The organism is Bartonella sp. AA81SXKL, from assembly GCF_042196945.1.
In the GTDB taxonomy this organism is placed as follows: domain Bacteria; phylum Pseudomonadota; class Alphaproteobacteria; order Rhizobiales; family Rhizobiaceae; genus Bartonella.
This window is the reverse complement of the sequence record NZ_JBHIRH010000011.1, coordinates 17,836-35,639: the sequence shown is the minus strand read 5'-3', so window position 1 is coordinate 35,639 and position 17,804 is coordinate 17,836. Positions and strand designations below refer to the sequence as shown.

Annotated in this window: 11 protein-coding genes and 1 pseudogene; 4 read left to right on the top strand and 8 right to left on the bottom strand. The window is 36.8% G+C overall.

What is annotated here, in order from left to right; genetic code table 11:
- Window positions 1-172: 172 nt before the first annotated feature.
- On the bottom strand, window positions 173-1,420 hold the full coding sequence (locus tag ACFINZ_RS06495; RefSeq protein ID WP_375634469.1) for an FAD-binding protein: 1,248 nt from the start codon (window positions 1,418-1,420) through the stop codon (window positions 173-175).
- Between the two features lie 52 nt (window positions 1,421-1,472).
- Window positions 1,473-1,721, bottom strand: a complete 249-nt coding sequence (locus tag ACFINZ_RS06490) for a zinc-finger domain-containing protein (protein WP_375617781.1) — start codon at window positions 1,719-1,721, stop codon at window positions 1,473-1,475.
- A gap of 325 nt (window positions 1,722-2,046) precedes the next feature.
- Between ACFINZ_RS06490 and ACFINZ_RS06485 the strand changes: the two genes are divergently transcribed.
- Together ACFINZ_RS06485 and ppx are read left to right on the top strand one after the other, a co-directional pair.
- The gene (locus ACFINZ_RS06485; RefSeq protein WP_375701244.1) at window positions 2,047-4,227 is read left to right on the top strand and encodes an RNA degradosome polyphosphate kinase; all 2,181 of its coding nucleotides are present in this window, start codon (window positions 2,047-2,049) and stop codon (window positions 4,225-4,227) included.
- A 6-nt stretch (window positions 4,228-4,233) separates the two neighbouring features.
- The gene (ppx, locus tag ACFINZ_RS06480) at window positions 4,234-5,751 is read left to right on the top strand and encodes an exopolyphosphatase (protein WP_375633174.1); all 1,518 of its coding nucleotides are present in this window, start codon (window positions 4,234-4,236) and stop codon (window positions 5,749-5,751) included.
- A 277-nt stretch (window positions 5,752-6,028) separates the two neighbouring features.
- Here ppx and ACFINZ_RS06475 read toward each other — a convergent pair.
- Window positions 6,029-6,213, bottom strand: a pseudogene (locus tag ACFINZ_RS06475) (DNA-binding protein).
- 644 nt (window positions 6,214-6,857) lie between these two features.
- Window positions 6,858-8,012, bottom strand: coding sequence for a ribonuclease D (gene rnd / locus ACFINZ_RS06470; protein WP_375633173.1), 1,155 nt, complete (start codon window positions 8,010-8,012; stop codon window positions 6,858-6,860).
- Window positions 8,013-8,144: 132 nt separating this feature from the next.
- Here rnd and aspS point away from each other — a divergent pair, with 132 nt between their 5' ends.
- Window positions 8,145-9,938 (top strand): aspartate--tRNA ligase, encoded by a 1,794-nt coding sequence (gene aspS, locus ACFINZ_RS06465; RefSeq protein WP_375636836.1) that lies wholly within the window; start codon window positions 8,145-8,147, stop codon window positions 9,936-9,938.
- Between the two features lie 774 nt (window positions 9,939-10,712).
- Window positions 10,713-12,962, top strand: a complete 2,250-nt coding sequence (gene parC, locus ACFINZ_RS06460) for a DNA topoisomerase IV subunit A (protein WP_375633171.1) — start codon at window positions 10,713-10,715, stop codon at window positions 12,960-12,962.
- A 339-nt stretch (window positions 12,963-13,301) separates the two neighbouring features.
- Here parC and ACFINZ_RS06455 read toward each other — a convergent pair whose 3' ends face one another.
- The 4 genes from ACFINZ_RS06455 to purL form a co-directional block, all read right to left on the bottom strand.
- Window positions 13,302-14,558: a multidrug effflux MFS transporter gene (locus ACFINZ_RS06455; protein ID WP_375633170.1), complete on the bottom strand. Its 1,257-nt coding sequence runs from the start codon at window positions 14,556-14,558 to the stop codon at window positions 13,302-13,304.
- Between the two features lie 71 nt (window positions 14,559-14,629).
- Window positions 14,630-14,962: a Grx4 family monothiol glutaredoxin gene (gene grxD / locus ACFINZ_RS06450; protein WP_375617788.1), complete on the bottom strand. Its 333-nt coding sequence runs from the start codon at window positions 14,960-14,962 to the stop codon at window positions 14,630-14,632.
- A 98-nt stretch (window positions 14,963-15,060) separates the two neighbouring features.
- On the bottom strand, window positions 15,061-15,294 hold the full coding sequence (locus ACFINZ_RS06445) for a BolA/IbaG family iron-sulfur metabolism protein (RefSeq protein ID WP_375633191.1): 234 nt from the start codon (window positions 15,292-15,294) through the stop codon (window positions 15,061-15,063).
- Between the two features lie 59 nt (window positions 15,295-15,353).
- Window positions 15,354-17,564 (bottom strand): phosphoribosylformylglycinamidine synthase subunit PurL, encoded by a 2,211-nt coding sequence (gene purL, locus ACFINZ_RS06440; RefSeq protein ID WP_375633168.1) that lies wholly within the window; start codon window positions 17,562-17,564, stop codon window positions 15,354-15,356.
- Window positions 17,565-17,804 lie beyond the last annotated feature (240 nt).

Below are 17,804 nucleotides of genomic sequence, written 5' to 3'. Positions count from 1 at the left end.
GCTGATTTTGAGTGGTGTTTTTGCTTTTAGGAGAGCTAAAAATTGAGCTTTTAAAATCGGATTGTAGATTTCGAAAAATATTGCTTTTATTTGAGTAAATTATGATATTTTTTAGTGTCATAAAATTAAAAAAATCTCGTTCTTTCGTAATATTCAAAGTGCCGGAAGAATTTTATAAGTTTTTATCATTATTTTTTATAGAATTCATCGCATCATACATGTAAAGCCAATTGAGATCTGACATAATGCTCTCTGGTGTACGAATTTTCATCATGAGATTGCGTGCAATTGCTATGGGACCGGTTGCGTGATAGGCTAATCTATTGAAATCTGCGCGTTTTTTTACTGCTGCAATACGGGGGGTGCGTATTGTTTCGTAAAGCGAAAGTGCTTTCGTTAATGAAAAATCTTTCAATGAAAGTGCTTTTGCTAATGTGGCGGCATCTTCGATTGCCATAGCGGCACCTTGTGCTGCAAAAGGTAAGGCAGCATGTGCGCAATCGCCAACAAATACTTGTCTCTCTAAACCGATAAAACGATTTTGTTTCATTTGAAAGAGTGGCCAATAGCTCCATTCATCAATATGATCAAAGATTTCTAAGATTTTTGAATTCCAATCTTTAAAAAGAGATTTGAGTTTTTCTTTATCTCCTTTATGGGCCCATCCTTCTTTTGAATTTTCTCCATGCGTAATGGCGACAAAATTAAAAATTTTTTCTGACGATTGAATGGGGTAGACAACAAGATGATTTTTTGATCCCATCCAAGCCGTAATTGTCTTCATATTTTGCAATGAAGAACGAAAGTTTTGAGGAAGATTATCAGATGTTGTTGTTGCACGCCAAGCAATAAAGCCACTAAAATTTGCTTTTTCATGAAAAGGAGATTGTTGCCGTAATGTTGACCAAACGCCATCACATCCGATCAGGAGGGGCGTTGAATAAAGCTGTTCTGTTGCCGTATCTGTTTTTATTGTCGTGATTTTAATGTTGCTTGCAGATTGGGTAGAAGATAAAATCGTTTCGCCTGCTTTGTATTTGATCAAAGGATTTTCAATCACTGCATTATATAAAATTTTTTGTAAAGCCGCGCGGTGAATCGTCAGATAAGGGGCTTTCCAATATTTTTCTGTTAGATTAATAAGATGAGCCCGTAGATGTATTTTTAAAGATAATCCATCTTTTAACTCAAAAAAATGTGGGATTGTCGCGACTTCAGAGAGTTTGTTAAGAAGTTTCCAGCGAGCAAGAATAGATGTTGCATTTGGTGTCAGTTGAATACCAGCGCCTATCGTTTCAAGTTGCTTACACTTTTCGATAATGGTGCTTGCAATTCCTTTATGAGCGAGTGCTAAAGCGGTGCTTAAACCAGCAATTCCTCCCCCAACGATGATGGGTGATTGTTCTACAAATGATTTCATATTAAACAAGCAGAATTAAAAGAGTAGTTATTAAGAAAGCCAAAAAACGCAATTATAATAGCTTTTCTGGATTATATAAGCATCCTGTTGGGTTTGTTTGATTGTATGATAGTGAGGGAACATAACGATAAAGGGTTGAGCAGTAAGGGCAAATTTTCTCATCTGCTGTTCCCATGTCGATAAAGATATGAGGATGATCGAATGGTTGTGTAGCGCCTACACACATAAATTCTTTCACACCAATTTCGATTGTTTTATATCCAAGGTCATTTTGAAAATGAGGAATGTTGTGATCAGACATGGCGTACAAACTCCAGAATAAATTTTCTCATCAGCTATGATTGGGCTCTTCTATTTTATAGGCGTGAGTTTGTAATAAAGCGTAGAATAATGCAAGCTGCTTTTTAAGACAAATTTCTCTTCTTTTATGCTATATTAGAATAGTTGTTTTACTTTTAGTGCTTTGCGCATAGCAATAATTCCAAGTATTTTAAAATATTAAATGGAAAAATGATGAGGGAAGTTAGGCATTGATATATTATTATGATGATAACATATTATCAAATATTATGTGAGATATTTCGTCAGGGATTTTAGAAAATGTAAAAGAAAATTATTTAGGATATATGGAACAGAGGGTGGTAGATAAAATTTCTATATCGAATATAACAATGAAAAATCCGGTACGGTTTATTAATCGAGAGTTTTCATGGCTACAATTTAATAATCGTGTTTTGATGGAAGCGGCTAATTCGAAACATCCTTTATTAGAACGTCTACAATTTCTTTCTATTTCAGCTGCAAATCTTGATGAGTTTTTTATGGTTCGTGTTGCAGGACTAGCAGCTCAAATTCGTGCTCGCGTTACAGCGTGCAGTGCAGATGGGCACACTCCACAGGAACAACTTGATATTGTATTAGCTGAGATTTCAAAGCTGCAGGCTCACCAACTACGAGAATTGAATGTTTTACGTGATGAATTAAAAAAGAATGATATTGAAATTATTTGTTCTGATGATCTTTCAGAAATTGAAAAGTCATGGCTTGAAAAATATTTTCTTGAGACAATTTTTCCTGTTTTAAAACCTTTGCCTGTTGATTCTACTCATCCTTTTCCATTTATTCCTAATTTAGGGCTTTCTATTGCGCTTCAATTGTCTGGAGAAACTGATCAGAACTCACACACAGTGTTGTTGTCTATTTCAATGCTTTTAAGGCGTTTTATTCTTCTTCCTCAAGAAGGCAATCATTTTCGTTTTATTGCATCTGAAGATGTTATTTGCCTTTTTATTAAATATGTATTTCCTGACTATGAGGTTAAAGAAATTGGTACATTTAGAGTAATCCGAGATAGTGATATTGAAGTAGAAGAAGAAGCTGAGGATCTTGTTCATTTTTTTGAAACTGCTCTTAAAAGGCGGCGCCGTGGGCAGGTTATTCGAGTTGAGTTTGACGCAAAAATGCCAGAGAGTTTACGCCAATTTATAGCGAATAGTCTCGCTGTTCCTGATAATTGTATTAATGTTCTTGATGGATTTTTAGCGCTTAATACGGTATCAGAAATTGTTTCTATTCCCCGTGATGATCTCAAATTTATTCCTTATATTTCTCGTGTTCCAGAATGTATTCGTGAACATAAAGGAGATTGTTTTGCGGCTATTCGTGAAAATGATATTGTGATTCATCACCCCTATGAGACATTTGATGTTGTTGTCCAATTTTTACGTCAAGCTGCTTGCGATCCTGATGTTGTGGAAATCAAACAAACACTTTATCGTACATCAAATGATAGTCCAATTGTTGGCGCTTTGATTGAAGCAGCTGAACAGGGAAAGTCTGTGACTGCTTTGGTAGAACTTAAAGCACGTTTTGATGAGGAAGCAAATATTCGTTGGGCCCGGGATCTTGAATGTGCTGGGGTTCAAGTTATTTTTGGTTTTATTGCATTAAAAACGCATGCTAAGATGTCATTAGCTGTGAGACGTGAGGGAAAACGTCTTCGCTCTTATGTTCATCTTGGGACAGGAAATTATCATCCCATTAACGCTAAAACTTATACCGATCTTTCTTTTTTTTCCACGGATGATGATATCGCTCATGATGTTGCGTTATTGTTCAATTATATTGCGCAATATGAGCGTCCAAATGAAACAATGAAGATTGCTTTTTCACCCTTAACATTGCGTGGTCGTATCTTAGAGCATATTGAGGGAGAAATTGTTCATGCACAACAGGGAAGGTTTGCTGCTATTTGGATGAAAGTTAATGCATTGGTTGATCCTGAAATTATTGATGCTTTATATCGTGCCAGTCAAGCAGGGGTGCAAATTGATTTGGTTGTGCGGGGGATATGTTGTTTACGTCCTGGTATTCTAGGAATTTCGGATAATATTCGTGTAAAATCAATTGTCGGGCGTTTTCTTGAACATAGTCGCATTTTTTGTTTTGGGAATGGTCAAGATTTGCCTAATGAAAATGCACTCGTTTACTTAGGCTCTGCTGATATGATGCCTCGTAATTTGGATTATCGTATTGAAATATTGGTTCCGGTTTTTAATAAAATAGTGCGTCAAAAAATTCTTTTACAGATTATGTTAGCTAATATCATTGATAATCAACAAAGCTTTGATATACTTAAGGATGGAACATCAAAACGTATTACACCGCAGATAGGTGAAAGTCTATTTAATGCGCAGGAGTATTTTATGGCCAATACAAGTTTTGCGGGGGAAAATGATTCTTTTGAGTCTTCTGTTTCGCGCTTGGTTGCGTTGCATCGGCAACAAGCCGAAATACATAAAGACTAAAATCCAATGACATATAGAGATGCTCAAGGTCGGTTAAAAGGGCGTAAGCCTGTTGCTGTTATTGACATTGGCTCAAATTCTGTTCGGTTGGTTATTTATGAGGGGCTTGTTCGATCACCAACAGTTTTATTTAATGAAAAGATTCTTTGTGGTCTCGGTCATGGTGTGGCGAAAACAGGATTTTTAGAAGAAAAATCGATGAAAATGGCGTTGCAAACACTGAAACGGTTTCGTACGCTTTGTCGACAGATTGGGGCAGATGAGGTCTATACTTTAGCAACAGCAGCAGCACGAGATGCACAGAATGGCGTAGCATTTATTCAGCATGCTGAAGATATTTTGCAAAATAAAATATATCTTCTTTCAGGAAGTGAAGAAGCTATGTATTCAGCATATGGAGTTGTGTCTACTTTTTATCAACCAAAAGGTATTTCTGGGGATCTTGGTGGTGGAAGTCTTGAGCTGATTGATATTGATCATTCTGATGTTGGTGAAGGGATAACGCTCCCATTGGGTGGTTTAAGGCTACAGTATATGTCAAATAATGATAGTGCTGTAGCTACAAAAATTGTACATGAGCAATTTTATAAATCGTCTGTTGTTCGTACTCGTAAAGGTATAGCACGTTATTTTTATGCAGTAGGGGGGACATGGCGTAATTTGGCAAAACTCCATATGGCAATGAAACACTATCGGCTTCCTGTTATGCATGGCTATGAAGTTGATGCTGTTGAAATGGAGAACTTTTTACGTCTTGTAGCACGTGGCAATATTGATAATATGAGAGGGATTGCAGCGGTTTCTCAGAACCGTCGAAAACTTTTATCTTATGGGGCAATAGTTCTTATTGAACTCATTCAGTGTATGGAGTTTGAAAAGATAATCTTTTCTGGTGCTGGCGTTCGTGAAGGTTTTCTTTATTCACGATTGCCGCAGGCGATTCGACTTTCAGATCCTCTCATTGCAGCATGCACAGAAATGGCTATTTTACGGGCACGTTCACCGAAACAAGCAGAAGAACTCATTGATTTTACGACGAATGCTTTTGAAGTTTTTGGAATTTCAGAAACGGAAAATGAATGCCGTTATCGTCAAGCCGCTTGTCTTCTTGCGGATATTGGTTGGCGTATACATCCAGATTATCGAGGTAATGAAGCAGCAAATCAAATAGCTTTAGGATCTTATCCAGGAATTTCTCATGAAGGGCGCCTTTACGCGGCGCTTGCTGTTTTTTTTCGCAATACGAGTTTATTGGTTGATAAAGAATCTCTTCCCATTTTTCAATTAGCAACTCAAAATATAATTAAAAAAGCACGTATTCTTGGCGAAACTATGCGTATTGCTCATCTTTTCAGTGCTTCTGTTGCAGGAATTTTACCTCATTTATTGTGGCATAGAAAAGCAGATCATATTATCCTGCAGATCCCAAAGAATTACGCTGGATTATTAGGAGAACGTCCTTTTGGACGATTACAGAAGTTATCAAAAATAATAAAACAACCTCTCGCTTTTGAAATTTTTTGATTTTTTTCCTAATTTATTCGTGTTTTATGTCTTATAATATAGGGCTATTGACGAGGGATAAACTAGGTAGCCTATCATCATGAGCTGGACAATAGGACTTGTTCCATAACGCGCCCATGCTAGACACCACGCAAAGCATTTGTTAATGCCTGAGCATTCATAAAAGAAAACATAATTTTTTATTCTGTTATTTGCGTCACAGGATGGATTTTTCACTTCATAAGCTTCATGTGAAAATGAAAAGTTTTGTCCATTTTTACGTGAAAAGGTTTTCTTTTTATGCTGCGTCGTTATAATGTTTCTGTTTAGCTTGCTCGATTATCTTGATAAGATTCGATTGTAACCAACGCGATAAAAAACAAGTTTTAAAGATTTTGGGAGAGATCCATTGGTTACATGACGCTGGAATGTTGAAATACTCATATGAAACAGTTTTGCACTTTTACGGTCTGTCAAAAGAATATCATTTCAGTCATTATAAAATCCTTTCAATATAAAAAATAGAAATAAATCATAACTATTTATTAACCATGATTTTTGAATCCTTTGAAAGGTGTTTAATTTATAAAAAAAACAGCGCTTTATCATATAATTTCTTATGTGAAACTTTATGAGTCTTATTGAGATGAAATGAGAGAATCTTGCGATATTCGGAGGTCTAATTCAATATAAATAACGCTAGATTATCGTTAGAAATCAATATTGCTTTTGTTAGGTATTTTAGTTGTTATGCTGGCTTGTTTTTGATTGTTAGATTGCAATCTCGGTAGTTTTTTAATACGATATGGTGACGTGAGGCATTATATCTTTGTTTGTTCCTATTTCTAGGCTGCTATTTTTGTAATGAATGCGCTTTTATATCAGAATTTTTTCTTTTCAAAACTTTTAAATAAGGAGCTGTTTGTTTTTTTAGATTATTTTTAATGGGATTGCTATTTGATTGACCTGATAAAGATTTAGCTATCATTTTAATAAGAGTTTACTATTTAATTTTTTAACTTTGTCAGAAGTAGGCTTTATTTATCCTATTTGCGTTGGCCTATAGGGTATACCAATTGATGTAGATAATGAGTAGCGTAATGGATTTTTCAAAATGAAAATGTAAATTAAAGCTGTTTTGTGCTTATTTTTCCATCGTTACAGTAAAACCCTATCTGGCCCTTTAGCAGTTGTTCGGCTTTTTGTCCAAATATTTCATAGCGCCAGCCATTCATAGCGGGAATATTTTTCTTTATTCCTCCATTGGCAATTTTTTCTAAATCATTAGATGTTGCAATAATTTTAGGGGCAATGCTGTTTTCATTTGCAACAATTTTTAATAACACTTTGAGCAGATCGATAACAGCGGCTGTCGTATCATTGAGTGGATTATGTTTAGGAATGGGGGGTAAAGTAGAAAGATCCACCTCTAATCCTTCGTGGACAGCTTTGATTAATGATTGAGCAATTGAGAGTTTATCCCAATTCTTATTAAGACTGCGCAACCGTTTTAATGCAGATTCATCTTTTGGTTGTTGGGTTGCTATTTCTATAAGACATTCATCTTTTATGATATGACGACGTGGCATATTGTATTTTCGTGCTTCACGTTCCCGCCAAGCTGCTATCTTTTGTAATACAGCAAGTTCACGTGGCTTTTTAATTTTTCCTTTCACTTTTTTCCATGCTTCATCTTCTGGCATATCATAGGTTTTAGGATTTAAAAGGATTGTTATTTCATCGTTCATCCAGTGAGCACGTTGATTTTTTTCTAACCTTTTTTTTAATAGCAGGTAAACATCTCTTAAGTAAGTTACATCGGCAAGTGCATAGAGCAGTTGTTTTTCAGACAAAGGGCGGTAACTCCAGTCTGTAAAGCGGGAGGATTTATCAAGATGATGCCCCGTGCAGCGTTGTACAATTTGATCATAGGAGATAGAATCACCAAATCCACAAAATGATCCTGCTATTTGTGTATCAAAGAGAGGGGAGGGAATAACACCTCCAAGATGATAAATTGTTTCAATATCTTGGCGCGCAGCATGAAAAACTTTTACAACTTTTTTGTCGATCATAAGGTCAAAAAAAGGTTGTAAATCAATATTTGGTGCTATGGGATCAATCAAAACTGTGACATCTGGTGATGCGAGCTGGATTAAACACAGTTGAGGCCAAAAAGTTGTTTCGCGAATAAACTCAGTATCGACTGTTACAAAATCAGAGGTACGTAGAGCGTTAAGTGCAATTTCAAGATCTGTTGTTTGTGTAATAAGATTCATCATTTTATTATAATTCGATAAATTAAATTTGTGCTTTATTGACTTTATTTCTGAGTTTTTATTCTCATATCTTGACAAATGGTTATTAAAAAGCGTTTGTAGCGCATGTGAATATTATAATCAAAGGCAAAAAACATGCACCGTTATCGCAGTCATCATTGTGCGGCTCTTCGTAGATGTGATGTAGGAACACAAGTTCGTCTTTCGGGATGGGTTCATCGTGTTCGTGATCATGGAGGAATTCTTTTTGTAGATTTACGTGATCATTTTGGAATCACACAAATTGTTGCTGACCCTGCTTCACCAGCTTTTAAATTTATTGAAAAAGTGCGTTCTGAATGGGTTATTCGTGTGGATGGGGAGGTATGTGCTCGTTCTGATGAGGTTATTAATGCAACGCTTCCAACAGGTGAGATTGAAATTTTTGCACAAGAGGTAGAAATTCTTTCAAAATCTGATGAGCTTCCTTTACCGGTTTTTGGTGAGCCTGATTATCCAGAAGATATTCGATTAAAATATCGTTTTCTTGATTTGCGTCGGGAGACTATGCACAAAAATATCATGCGTCGGACTGAAATTATTGCGGCTATGAGACGGGCTATGCAAAATAATGGTTTTACGGAATTTACGACGCCACTTTTGACAGCTTCATCGCCGGAAGGAGCGCGTGATTTTTTGGTTCCAAGTCGTGTTCATCAGGGGAAATTTTATGCGCTACCGCAAGCACCACAGCAATATAAACAGTTGTTGATGATGTCAGGTTTTGATCGTTATTTTCAGATTGCTCCATGTTTTAGAGATGAAGATCCAAGGGCCGACCGTCTTCCTGGTGAATTTTATCAATTAGATGTTGAAATGAGTTTTGTTGAGCAAGAAGATGTTTTAGCAACTATGGAACCTATTATGCGTTCTATTTTTGAAGAATTTGCAGATGGAAAAACTGTGACACAAAGCTTTCCTCGCATTTCCTACGATGAAGCAATGCGAAAATATGGTTCTGATAAGCCTGATCTACGTAATCCGATCATTATGGAAGATGTTTCTCAGCATTTTTATAATTCTGGTTTCAAAGTTTTTGCTCAAATTTTAGCGAATGATGAGAATGCACAAGTGTGGGCTATCCCAGCTAAAACGGGTGGAAGTCGTGCTTTTTGTGATCGTATGAATGTATGGGCACGAGGCGAGGGGCAACCAGGACTCGGCTATATTTTCTGGCGTGAAGAAGAAGGAAAATTTGAAGGAGCAGGGCCTATCGCCAAAAATATTGGTGAACAGAGGACTGAAGCAATCCGTATACAGCTTGGACTTGAAAGTGGGGACGCCTGTTTTTTTGTAGCTGGCGATCCAAAAAAGTTTTCATCTTTTGCCGGAGCAGCACGCACAAGGGTAGGGGAAGAATTAGATCTTCTTGATAGAGATAGTTTCTCTTTGGCGTGGATTGTTGATTTTCCATTTTTTGAATGGAATGAAGATGAAAAAAAGATTGATTTTGGACATAATCCTTTTTCCATGCCTCAAGGGGGAGAAAATGCTCTTGCCTGTCAAGATCCTCTTACTATTAAAGCCTTTCAATATGATCTTGTTTGCAATGGTTATGAAATTGCATCAGGTGGAATTCGTAATCACTTACCAGAAATGATGCTTAAAGTTTTTGAACTTGTAGGACTTTCTAAGGAAGTTGTGAAAGATCGTTTCGGTGGTCTTTATCGTGCATTCCATTATGGGGCTCCGCCACATGGTGGTATGGCTGCGGGAATTGACCGCATCATTATGCTGTTGCAAGGTGTTAAAAATTTGCGTGAAGTTGCTTTATTTCCTATGAATCAACAGGCGCTTGATCTTTTGATGAGTGCTCCGTCTGATGTTTCTCCTACACAATTACGTGATTTAGGAATCCGCATGGCTCCTACTCACAAAAATAGCTCATAAAGTTGATAATGGATTGTTTTCATCTTTTCTACGTAGAGTGAAGTTTTGATGCCTCTCAAGAGCATCGGTGTGTGTGTACTGTTTGTAAAATTTAGATAGGCAAAACGCTATTGTTTAATTTTTTACGAGGCATTTTTATTGCTTGTTTCTATAGAGACTCTTCTCCTTGTGATAGGTGAGAAAATAATTATGATTGCTTGATCATGAATAAATTAGAAATGAAAGAATTCTATAATATTCGGGAGTCTCATTTTATTTGAAAAAAAATAAATTATCTTTACATGTCAATACATTATTTATTTTTTTATTGAAGTTTTTACAACGTTGTAGCAGAGAATTGTGTCTCTTCGTTTTTATGAGAATAATGTGATTTTCCATTCTATCGACTTACTCTGAAAAGCTTAAATTTCATAAGCTTTGAACATTTTTTTAGTTTTTCATAGAAAAACTGAAGGGGATTGTTATACAATTTATCTGTATAATAAAAGATGATGTTTGAAAGCTGCTTTTGTCATTCCAGAAAAGATGAAATAACTCTTTGTGGGCAGTTAAATTATCGTCGGATTTGACAAAGCTTTCAATAAATTACTTAGGGCAAGGGGGAAGGATATGTATAAATTTTTCAAATTGATATAATTTTCTATTCATGTTCTAATTGCAGCGTTTGTTTTTATGTAATTGACTTTTAATAAAAAAGCCGACTCATAGAAGATTTCATTAAATAAATCCTATAAAATAATTTCTTATTATTGTGGGAATTGTTGTTTTAATACTATGTCTGATAAAATGAATTTACCTTTTGATAAAGAACATATTGAACCAATAGAATTACGTTCTGCTTTACAGGAACGTTATTTGGCTTATGCGCTTTCTACGATTACGCACCGTGCATTGCCTGATGTACGTGATGGATTGAAGCCGGTCCACCGGCGGATTGTTCATGCGATGCGTCTTCTCAAACTAAATCCTGGACAGTCTTATGCGAAATGTGCGCGGATTGTCGGTGATGTCATGGGAAAATTTCATCCTCATGGGGATGCGTCTATTTATGATGCCTTGGTGCGCTTGGCTCAAAGTTTTGCTGTTCGTTATCCGTTAGTTGATGGGCAAGGCAATTTTGGTAATATTGATGGTGATAATGCTGCTGCCATGCGTTATACGGAAGCACGTATGACTGAAGTGGCTGCATTGTTACTTGAAGGTATTAATGAGAATGCTATTGATTTTCGTTTAACCTATAATGAGGAAGATGAAGAGCCTGTTGTTTTACCAGGAGCTTTCCCTAATCTTTTAGCAAATGGTTCTTCTGGTATTGCTGTTGGTATGGCAACATCTATTCCCCCCCATAATGTTGCTGAGCTTTGTGATGCAGCACTCCATTTGATTGCGCATCCCGATGTAAATGATGAGGAATTAAATCAATTTGTTCTTGGTCCTGATTTTCCGACGGGGGGAATTTTAGTTGAACCTAAAAAAAGTATTGAGGAATCCTATCGTGTTGGGCGTGGATTTTTTCGCTTGCGTTCACGTTGGCATCAGGAGCCTGGTAGCCGTGGTTCTTATGTGATTGTTGTGACTGAAATTCCCTATCAGATTCAAAAGTCACGTCTTATTGAAAAAACAGCAGAGTTATTGCTTGCACGCCGATTGCCAATGCTTGAGGATATCCAAGATGAATCAGCAGAAGATATCAGAATCGTGCTGGTTCCTAAAAATCGGTCGGTTGATCCGGAGCTCCTCATGGAGTCTCTTTTTAAATTGACTGACTTTGAAGTAAGATTTCCCCTTAATCTGAATGTTTTGTCTTTGGGAAAAATACCTAATGTCCTTTCTTTGCGAGAAAGTTTGAAGCAATGGCTTGAACATCGTCAGGAAGTGCTTATTCGTCGCTCTCATTATCGGCTGGATCAAATTGATAGCCGATTGGAAATTCTTCATGGATATCTGATTGCCTATTTAAATCTCGATGAGGTCATTCAGATTATTCGTGAAGATGATGAACCGAAAAAGAAGCTGATCAGTCGTTTTGAATTAACAGAAAATCAAGCTGAAGCTATTCTTAATATGCGCTTGCGTTCTTTGCGTAAGCTTGAGGAATTTGAAATTCGTAAAGAATTTGAAAGTTTGAAAGCTGAAAAAGAAAAGCTAAAGAATTTGTTAGCTTCTCCTATAAAACAGTGGAAAATAATTTCAGAAGAAATCAAAAAAGTTCGAAACACTTTTGGTCCTGAAACACTCTTGGGGAAAAGACGTACGACGTTTGAAGAGGCACCAAGACATGATCTTGATGATATTCAACAAGCAATGATCGAAAAAGAACCGATTACTATTGTTATTTCTGAAAAGGGGTGGATGCGCGCTTTGAAGGGACATTTGACCGATTATAAAGCACTTTCTTTTAAAGAAGGAGACAGTTTAAAGTTAGCCTTTCCAGCATTTACGACCGACAAGATTGTGCTGATCAGTACGGGGGGAAAGTTTTTTGCTATTGGTGCAAATAGTTTACCTGGAGGGCGGGGACATGGTGAACCTATTCGTCTCTTAGTTGATATGGATGATGAGCACGATGTTCTCACAGCTTTTGTGCATCACGCCGAGGAAAAATTGCTTTTGGTTTCATCTCACGGTAATGGTTTTATTGTTTCTTCTGCAGAAGTGATCGCCAATACACGAAAAGGAAAGCAAGTGATGAATGTGAAAGCTCCTGATAAGGTAAAGCTTTGTGTTCCGGTAAATGGTGATCATGTTGCTGTAGTCGGTGAAAACCGTAAAATGCTTATTTTTTCTATTGAACAAATACCAGAAATGAATCGCGGTAAGGGTGTTCGTTTACAGCGTTATAAAGAAGGTGTTGTTGTTGATGCCAAGACTTTTAATTTATCAGAAGGCTTAAGTTGGCAAGATACAGCTGAACGAATCTTTAACCGTCAAGCTGATGATCTCATTGAATGGATGGGAATGCGTGCGGGCGTCGGGCGTTTGGTTCCAAGAGGATTTCCAAAATCAGGAAAATTTATCAATTAAATGTATTTTATACACGGGAAAGTTCCCTATGGTTTTATGATTGTGTAAGATATTAATTTATAAAGATAATTTATTATTTTTATATTGAACGAAAAACCTAAAGCGTAAGTTTTTTCTATTTCGATCTTGTTCAGGTTAAATCAATCAAAACTGTTTTTTAACATTACAGCATTTATAGGTGCTGTCGTGAAATGATTTGATATTTCGAGAGTTGTACCTTTAAACAAACAATGTGAATGTTTAACACAAGAGTGTTCTATTTGGAGATATTTTATTTTGTCTGATAGGTTTATCTTCTTATTGTTCAAGAGAGATGTTATTAATCTTTCGTAGTAATATTTATTCGTTAGGATTACTATGATATTGCCTAAAAAGATGACCACGTTCAGCCCATAAGACGAGAAGTATGGCAGTGAGACTCAGAAAGAAAAATCCTGCTGAGTTTGGGATGGTTGTTTCATCAAATTGTTGGGCAATAAAAAAGCTGAGTCCTGCACCGATAGATGTTTGAAGAAAGCCGGATACAGAAGAAGCTGTTCCAGCAATTTCTCCCACAGATTCGAGAGCGAGTGTATTGAAATTGGCCATAATGCCACCGCAGGCAAACATCAATATACAGAATAACAGCATGTAAAAAGCAAAAGGAAGGATACCATCTGTTAAGATAGAGCCAATAAACCATACACATGAAGTGATACAAAAGAGCAAAAGCATAGTATGAGCAATACGCCGCATTCCAAGGCGTCCAACGAGTTGAGAGTTCATGAATGATGAGAAAGCCTGAAATGCAGCACCAACTGCAAAGGCAATAGGGAACCAAAGTCCTAGATTATAGATCCCTTCATACGTTTGTTGTGATGTATTAACGGCGGTAAAGATACAGCCTAAAATAATCGAAGTTGCTAGTGTATAGCAAAGTGTTGTGCGATTGGTTATTACAATCCATAAATTATGTTTGACTGAAGAAAAGGAAAGAGAGCGTTGCGCATAAAGAGTTTCCGGCAAGCGGAATTGAATCCAAATCATCAACCCGAAACCAATCATTGCCATGAAAATAAAAATATATTGCCAATGTCCGAGCAGTAAAATGATCTGTCCTGTTGCGGGACCAACCATTGGTGCAACAAGAAAAACCATCATAACAATAGACATAACTTCTGCCATTTTTCGACCACTGTAAAGATCACGTACGACGGAAACTGTAAGAACCCGCATAGCAGCTCCTCCAATACCTTGTAAGATACGCAAAATAAGTAAGAGAGAAAAATCAGTTACAAAGGCACAGCCAATCGCCGTAAATGAATAAAAAGCAAGACCAATAAGAATAAGTTTACGTCGTCCATACCTATCGCTTATTGGACCAAAAAATATTTGAGCAATACCATAGCTAATAAGATAACTCGAAATGATATAATGTTGATCATTTTCATTGAGAACATTTAAGCCATCTAAAATATTAGGCATAGCTGGCAGCATAATATCAACAGCTATAGCGTTAATAGCCATGAGCGAAGCAATAAGAATAACAAATTCTTTATAGCCAATTTTTTTTCTAATCGCATCACTATGCGTTTGTTCATCGACTGAATATGACATATGGCATCCTTGAAATAGAAATTTCGTCTGAAAACAGCTCTTTTTAAGAGTCTGAATAAAATGAAAGATACCTATGATTGATTACAGGGAATATTTTTTTCTTTCAAAAGTTCCTGTAACTCATTGTTTTGAAACATCTCTTTAACAATATCACAGCCTCCGATAAATTCACCTTTGATATAAAGCTGTGGAATTGTTGGCCAATTTGAGTAATCTTTAATCCCTTGACGCAATTCGTTAGAAGTTAAGATATTAATCCCTTTATAATTCAATCTTAAATAATCAAGAATTTGAACAACTTGTCCTGAAAACCCGCATTGCGGAGCGTCAGGTGTTCCTTTCATGAATAAAATGACGTCGTTTGTTTTAATTTCTTTGTCAATAAAATCATGAACAGTGGTCATTTTTATCCCTCGATATTTCAGATTTTTATCAGTGTGTAATTTATATTCATACTGCTTTTAATCGTATTAAATGTGTGAATGCAAGAAGAAATTTTAGATTATTTTGGGATATTTGTTTGCAACATTAAGGCGTGAAGGTCATTTCCCATATTGCCTTTAAGGGCATCATAGACCATTTTATGTTGTTGAACACGGGTTTTACCACGAAAACTTTCAGAAATAACTTCTGCAGCATAATGTTCTCCATCTCCAGCAAGATCACGAATTGTTACAGTAGCATCAGGAATGCCTTCACGAATAAGCGTTTCAATTGCATGGGCACTCATTGTCATCATTATTCTCCTATGTTGTTCATTTTTTTATAAAGGCTGTTTAAGAGAAAAAACAATTTTTACTCTTCACCCATAAATTGGGGAAACCAGTTTTCATAGGCTTTTGTGAGTTTGTCTATAGAAAGTTTTAGTATTCCATCTATATCAAGTGCATCACCTGCAACTTGACCTAGCTCTGTTAAAGAAACTGCACTTATTTGTGCGAGCTCTTTAAGACTATTAAGAGAGTGAGGTTTGACGGCTAAAAGATAACGTCCTTGGTCTTCTCCAAAAAGTTCTGCATGATGGGGTGATTTATTGCTTAATTTTACTTTGATTCCTTTACCTGCTTTAATCACCATTTCAGCAAGTGCTATCGCTAATCCTCCGTCAGAAATGTCATGAGCAGCATGCACAAAACCACGATGTATGACATTTCGAACAAATTGACCATGCTTTTTTTCAAGTTGTAAATCTACAGGGGGGGGAGCACCTGCATCAATATTTAAAATGTTACGTGCATAGATTGATTGTCCTAAATGGGAGCCGCAATTTCCTACTAAAACAAGAATATCTCCATTTTGCATACCACTTATTGTTACCATTTTAGACCAATCATTAAGAAGACCTACACCAGCAATTGTGGGGGTTGGAAGAATGGCTTCCCCATTTGTTTCGTTGTAAAGAGAAACATTGCCTGAAACGATAGGAAAATCGAGGATTCTACAAGCTTCTCCTATACCTTTAATAGCAAAAACCAGCTGTCCCATAATTTCAGGTTTTTCAGGGTTACCAAAATTGAGATTATCTGTAGCAGCCAGTGGTGTTGCACCTGTCGTACTAATGTTTCGCCAGCATTCTGCGACAGCTTGTTTTCCTCCTTCATAAGGGTCTGCTTCACAATAGCGAGGTGTTACATCAGAAGAAAAAGCAAGAGCACGTTTGCTGTTGTTTCCTAAACGGATAACGCCTGCATCACCTCCTGGACAAACAAGGCTATTTCCTTGGATAAGAGTATCATATTGTTCATAAACCCATCGCCGAGAACTTTGATCAGCAGAATTCAATAAGCTCAGAAGCGCATCACCAAGATTTTCAACTTTTTTGACGTCTTCTGCTTTCAAGGATGTTTTTTTTGCCGGCTCACTCCAAGGACGATCATAAACAGGCGCTTCATCACCAAGCTCTTTGATGGGAAGATTGACAACTTCTTCCCCTTGATGAGATACACGAAAACGTAAATCATCGGTTGTTTTCCCAATGATAGAAAAATGCAGCCCCCACTTATGAAAAATTGCTTCTGCTTGCTTTTCTAGTTCTGGTTTAAGAACCATGAGCATGCGCTCTTGACTTTCAGAAAGCATCATTTCATAGGCTGTCATGTTTTCTTCTCGAACAGGAACTGTATCGAGATTAAGCTGTATCCCTAGATTTCCTTTTGCACCCATTTCAACGGCAGAAGAGGTAAGTCCTGCTGCCCCCATATCTTGAATAGCAACTACGGCTCCAAGTTCCATGAGCTCTAAACATGCTTCAAGAAGACATTTTTCTGTAAAAGGATCACCTACTTGAACAGTTGGGCGTTTTTCACTGATTGAATCATCAAATTCAGCAGAGGCCATTGTTGCCCCACCGACACCATCACGTCCTGTTTTTGCACCAAGGTAAACAACAGGGAGTCCGATGCCTTGTGCTTTAGAATAAAAAAGGGCGTCTGTCTTTGCAATACCGGCGACAAAAGCGTTAACAAGGATATTGCCATTATAACGCTCATCAAAATTTACTTCTCCACCAACCGTTGGAACACCAAAAGAATTGCTGTAACCACCTATTCCAGAAACAACACCAGAAACAAGATGGCGTGTTCGTGGGTGATCAGGAGCACCAAATCGCAATGCATTTATAGCAGCAACAGGACGGGCTCCCATTGTAAAGACATCACGTAAAATACCACCAACACCTGTCGCTGCACCTTGATAAGGTTCAATATAAGAAGGGTGGTTATGGCTTTCCATTTTGAAAACAACACATTGTCCTTCGCCAATATCAACAACACCAGCATTTTCACCAGGTCCTTGGATGACACATTTTCCTTCTGTCGGAAGAGTTTTTAGCCATTTTTTAGATGATTTATAGGAACAATGCTCGTTCCACATTGCAGAAAAAATTCCTAGTTCAGTAAATGTGGGTTCTCTACCGATTAACGTCAGGATACGTTGATATTCATCTTCTTTTAGCCCGTGTTGTGCAATGAGTTCTGGTGTAATAGTGATGTTATTGCAAGGCTTCATGAGTATTTATCCGTCAAATTAATCGAAATTTAGTATTTTTATTTTTTTACCTAGCAGCTTATATTATAAACAATAATGTTGTTTAATAATAAAAATATTTATAGACAGTAAGCTAAAGATTTTGTCCGTTTGTTTGGTGGGATTTAAGACTAAAAATGGTCTTAAATAATTATGTGTTTAGAAAATAATATCCATTGTTGTTTGTGAAGAGCTTTGTTTATAGATTTATGATGCGAGAAA

Coding starts and splice junctions, on each gene's coding strand:
- rnd (WP_375633173.1), bottom strand. CDS start 8,012: ATGATGAATCTTATTACACAAACAACAGATCTTGAAATTGCACTTAAC.
- ACFINZ_RS06495 (WP_375634469.1), bottom strand. CDS start 1,420: ATGAAATCATTTGTAGAACAATCACCCATCATCGTTGGGGGAGGAATT.
- parC (WP_375633171.1), top strand. CDS start 10,713: ATGTCTGATAAAATGAATTTACCTTTTGATAAAGAACATATTGAACCA.
- ACFINZ_RS06490 (WP_375617781.1), bottom strand. CDS start 1,721: ATGTCTGATCACAACATTCCTCATTTTCAAAATGACCTTGGATATAAA.
- grxD (WP_375617788.1), bottom strand. CDS start 14,962: ATGACCACTGTTCATGATTTTATTGACAAAGAAATTAAAACAAACGAC.
- ACFINZ_RS06485 (WP_375701244.1), top strand. CDS start 2,047: ATGGAACAGAGGGTGGTAGATAAAATTTCTATATCGAATATAACAATG.
- ACFINZ_RS06445 (WP_375633191.1), bottom strand. CDS start 15,294: ATGACAATGAGTGCCCATGCAATTGAAACGCTTATTCGTGAAGGCATT.
- purL (WP_375633168.1), bottom strand. CDS start 17,564: ATGAAGCCTTGCAATAACATCACTATTACACCAGAACTCATTGCACAA.
- ACFINZ_RS06455 (WP_375633170.1), bottom strand. CDS start 14,558: ATGTCATATTCAGTCGATGAACAAACGCATAGTGATGCGATTAGAAAA.
- ppx (WP_375633174.1), top strand. CDS start 4,234: ATGACATATAGAGATGCTCAAGGTCGGTTAAAAGGGCGTAAGCCTGTT.
- aspS (WP_375636836.1), top strand. CDS start 8,145: ATGCACCGTTATCGCAGTCATCATTGTGCGGCTCTTCGTAGATGTGAT.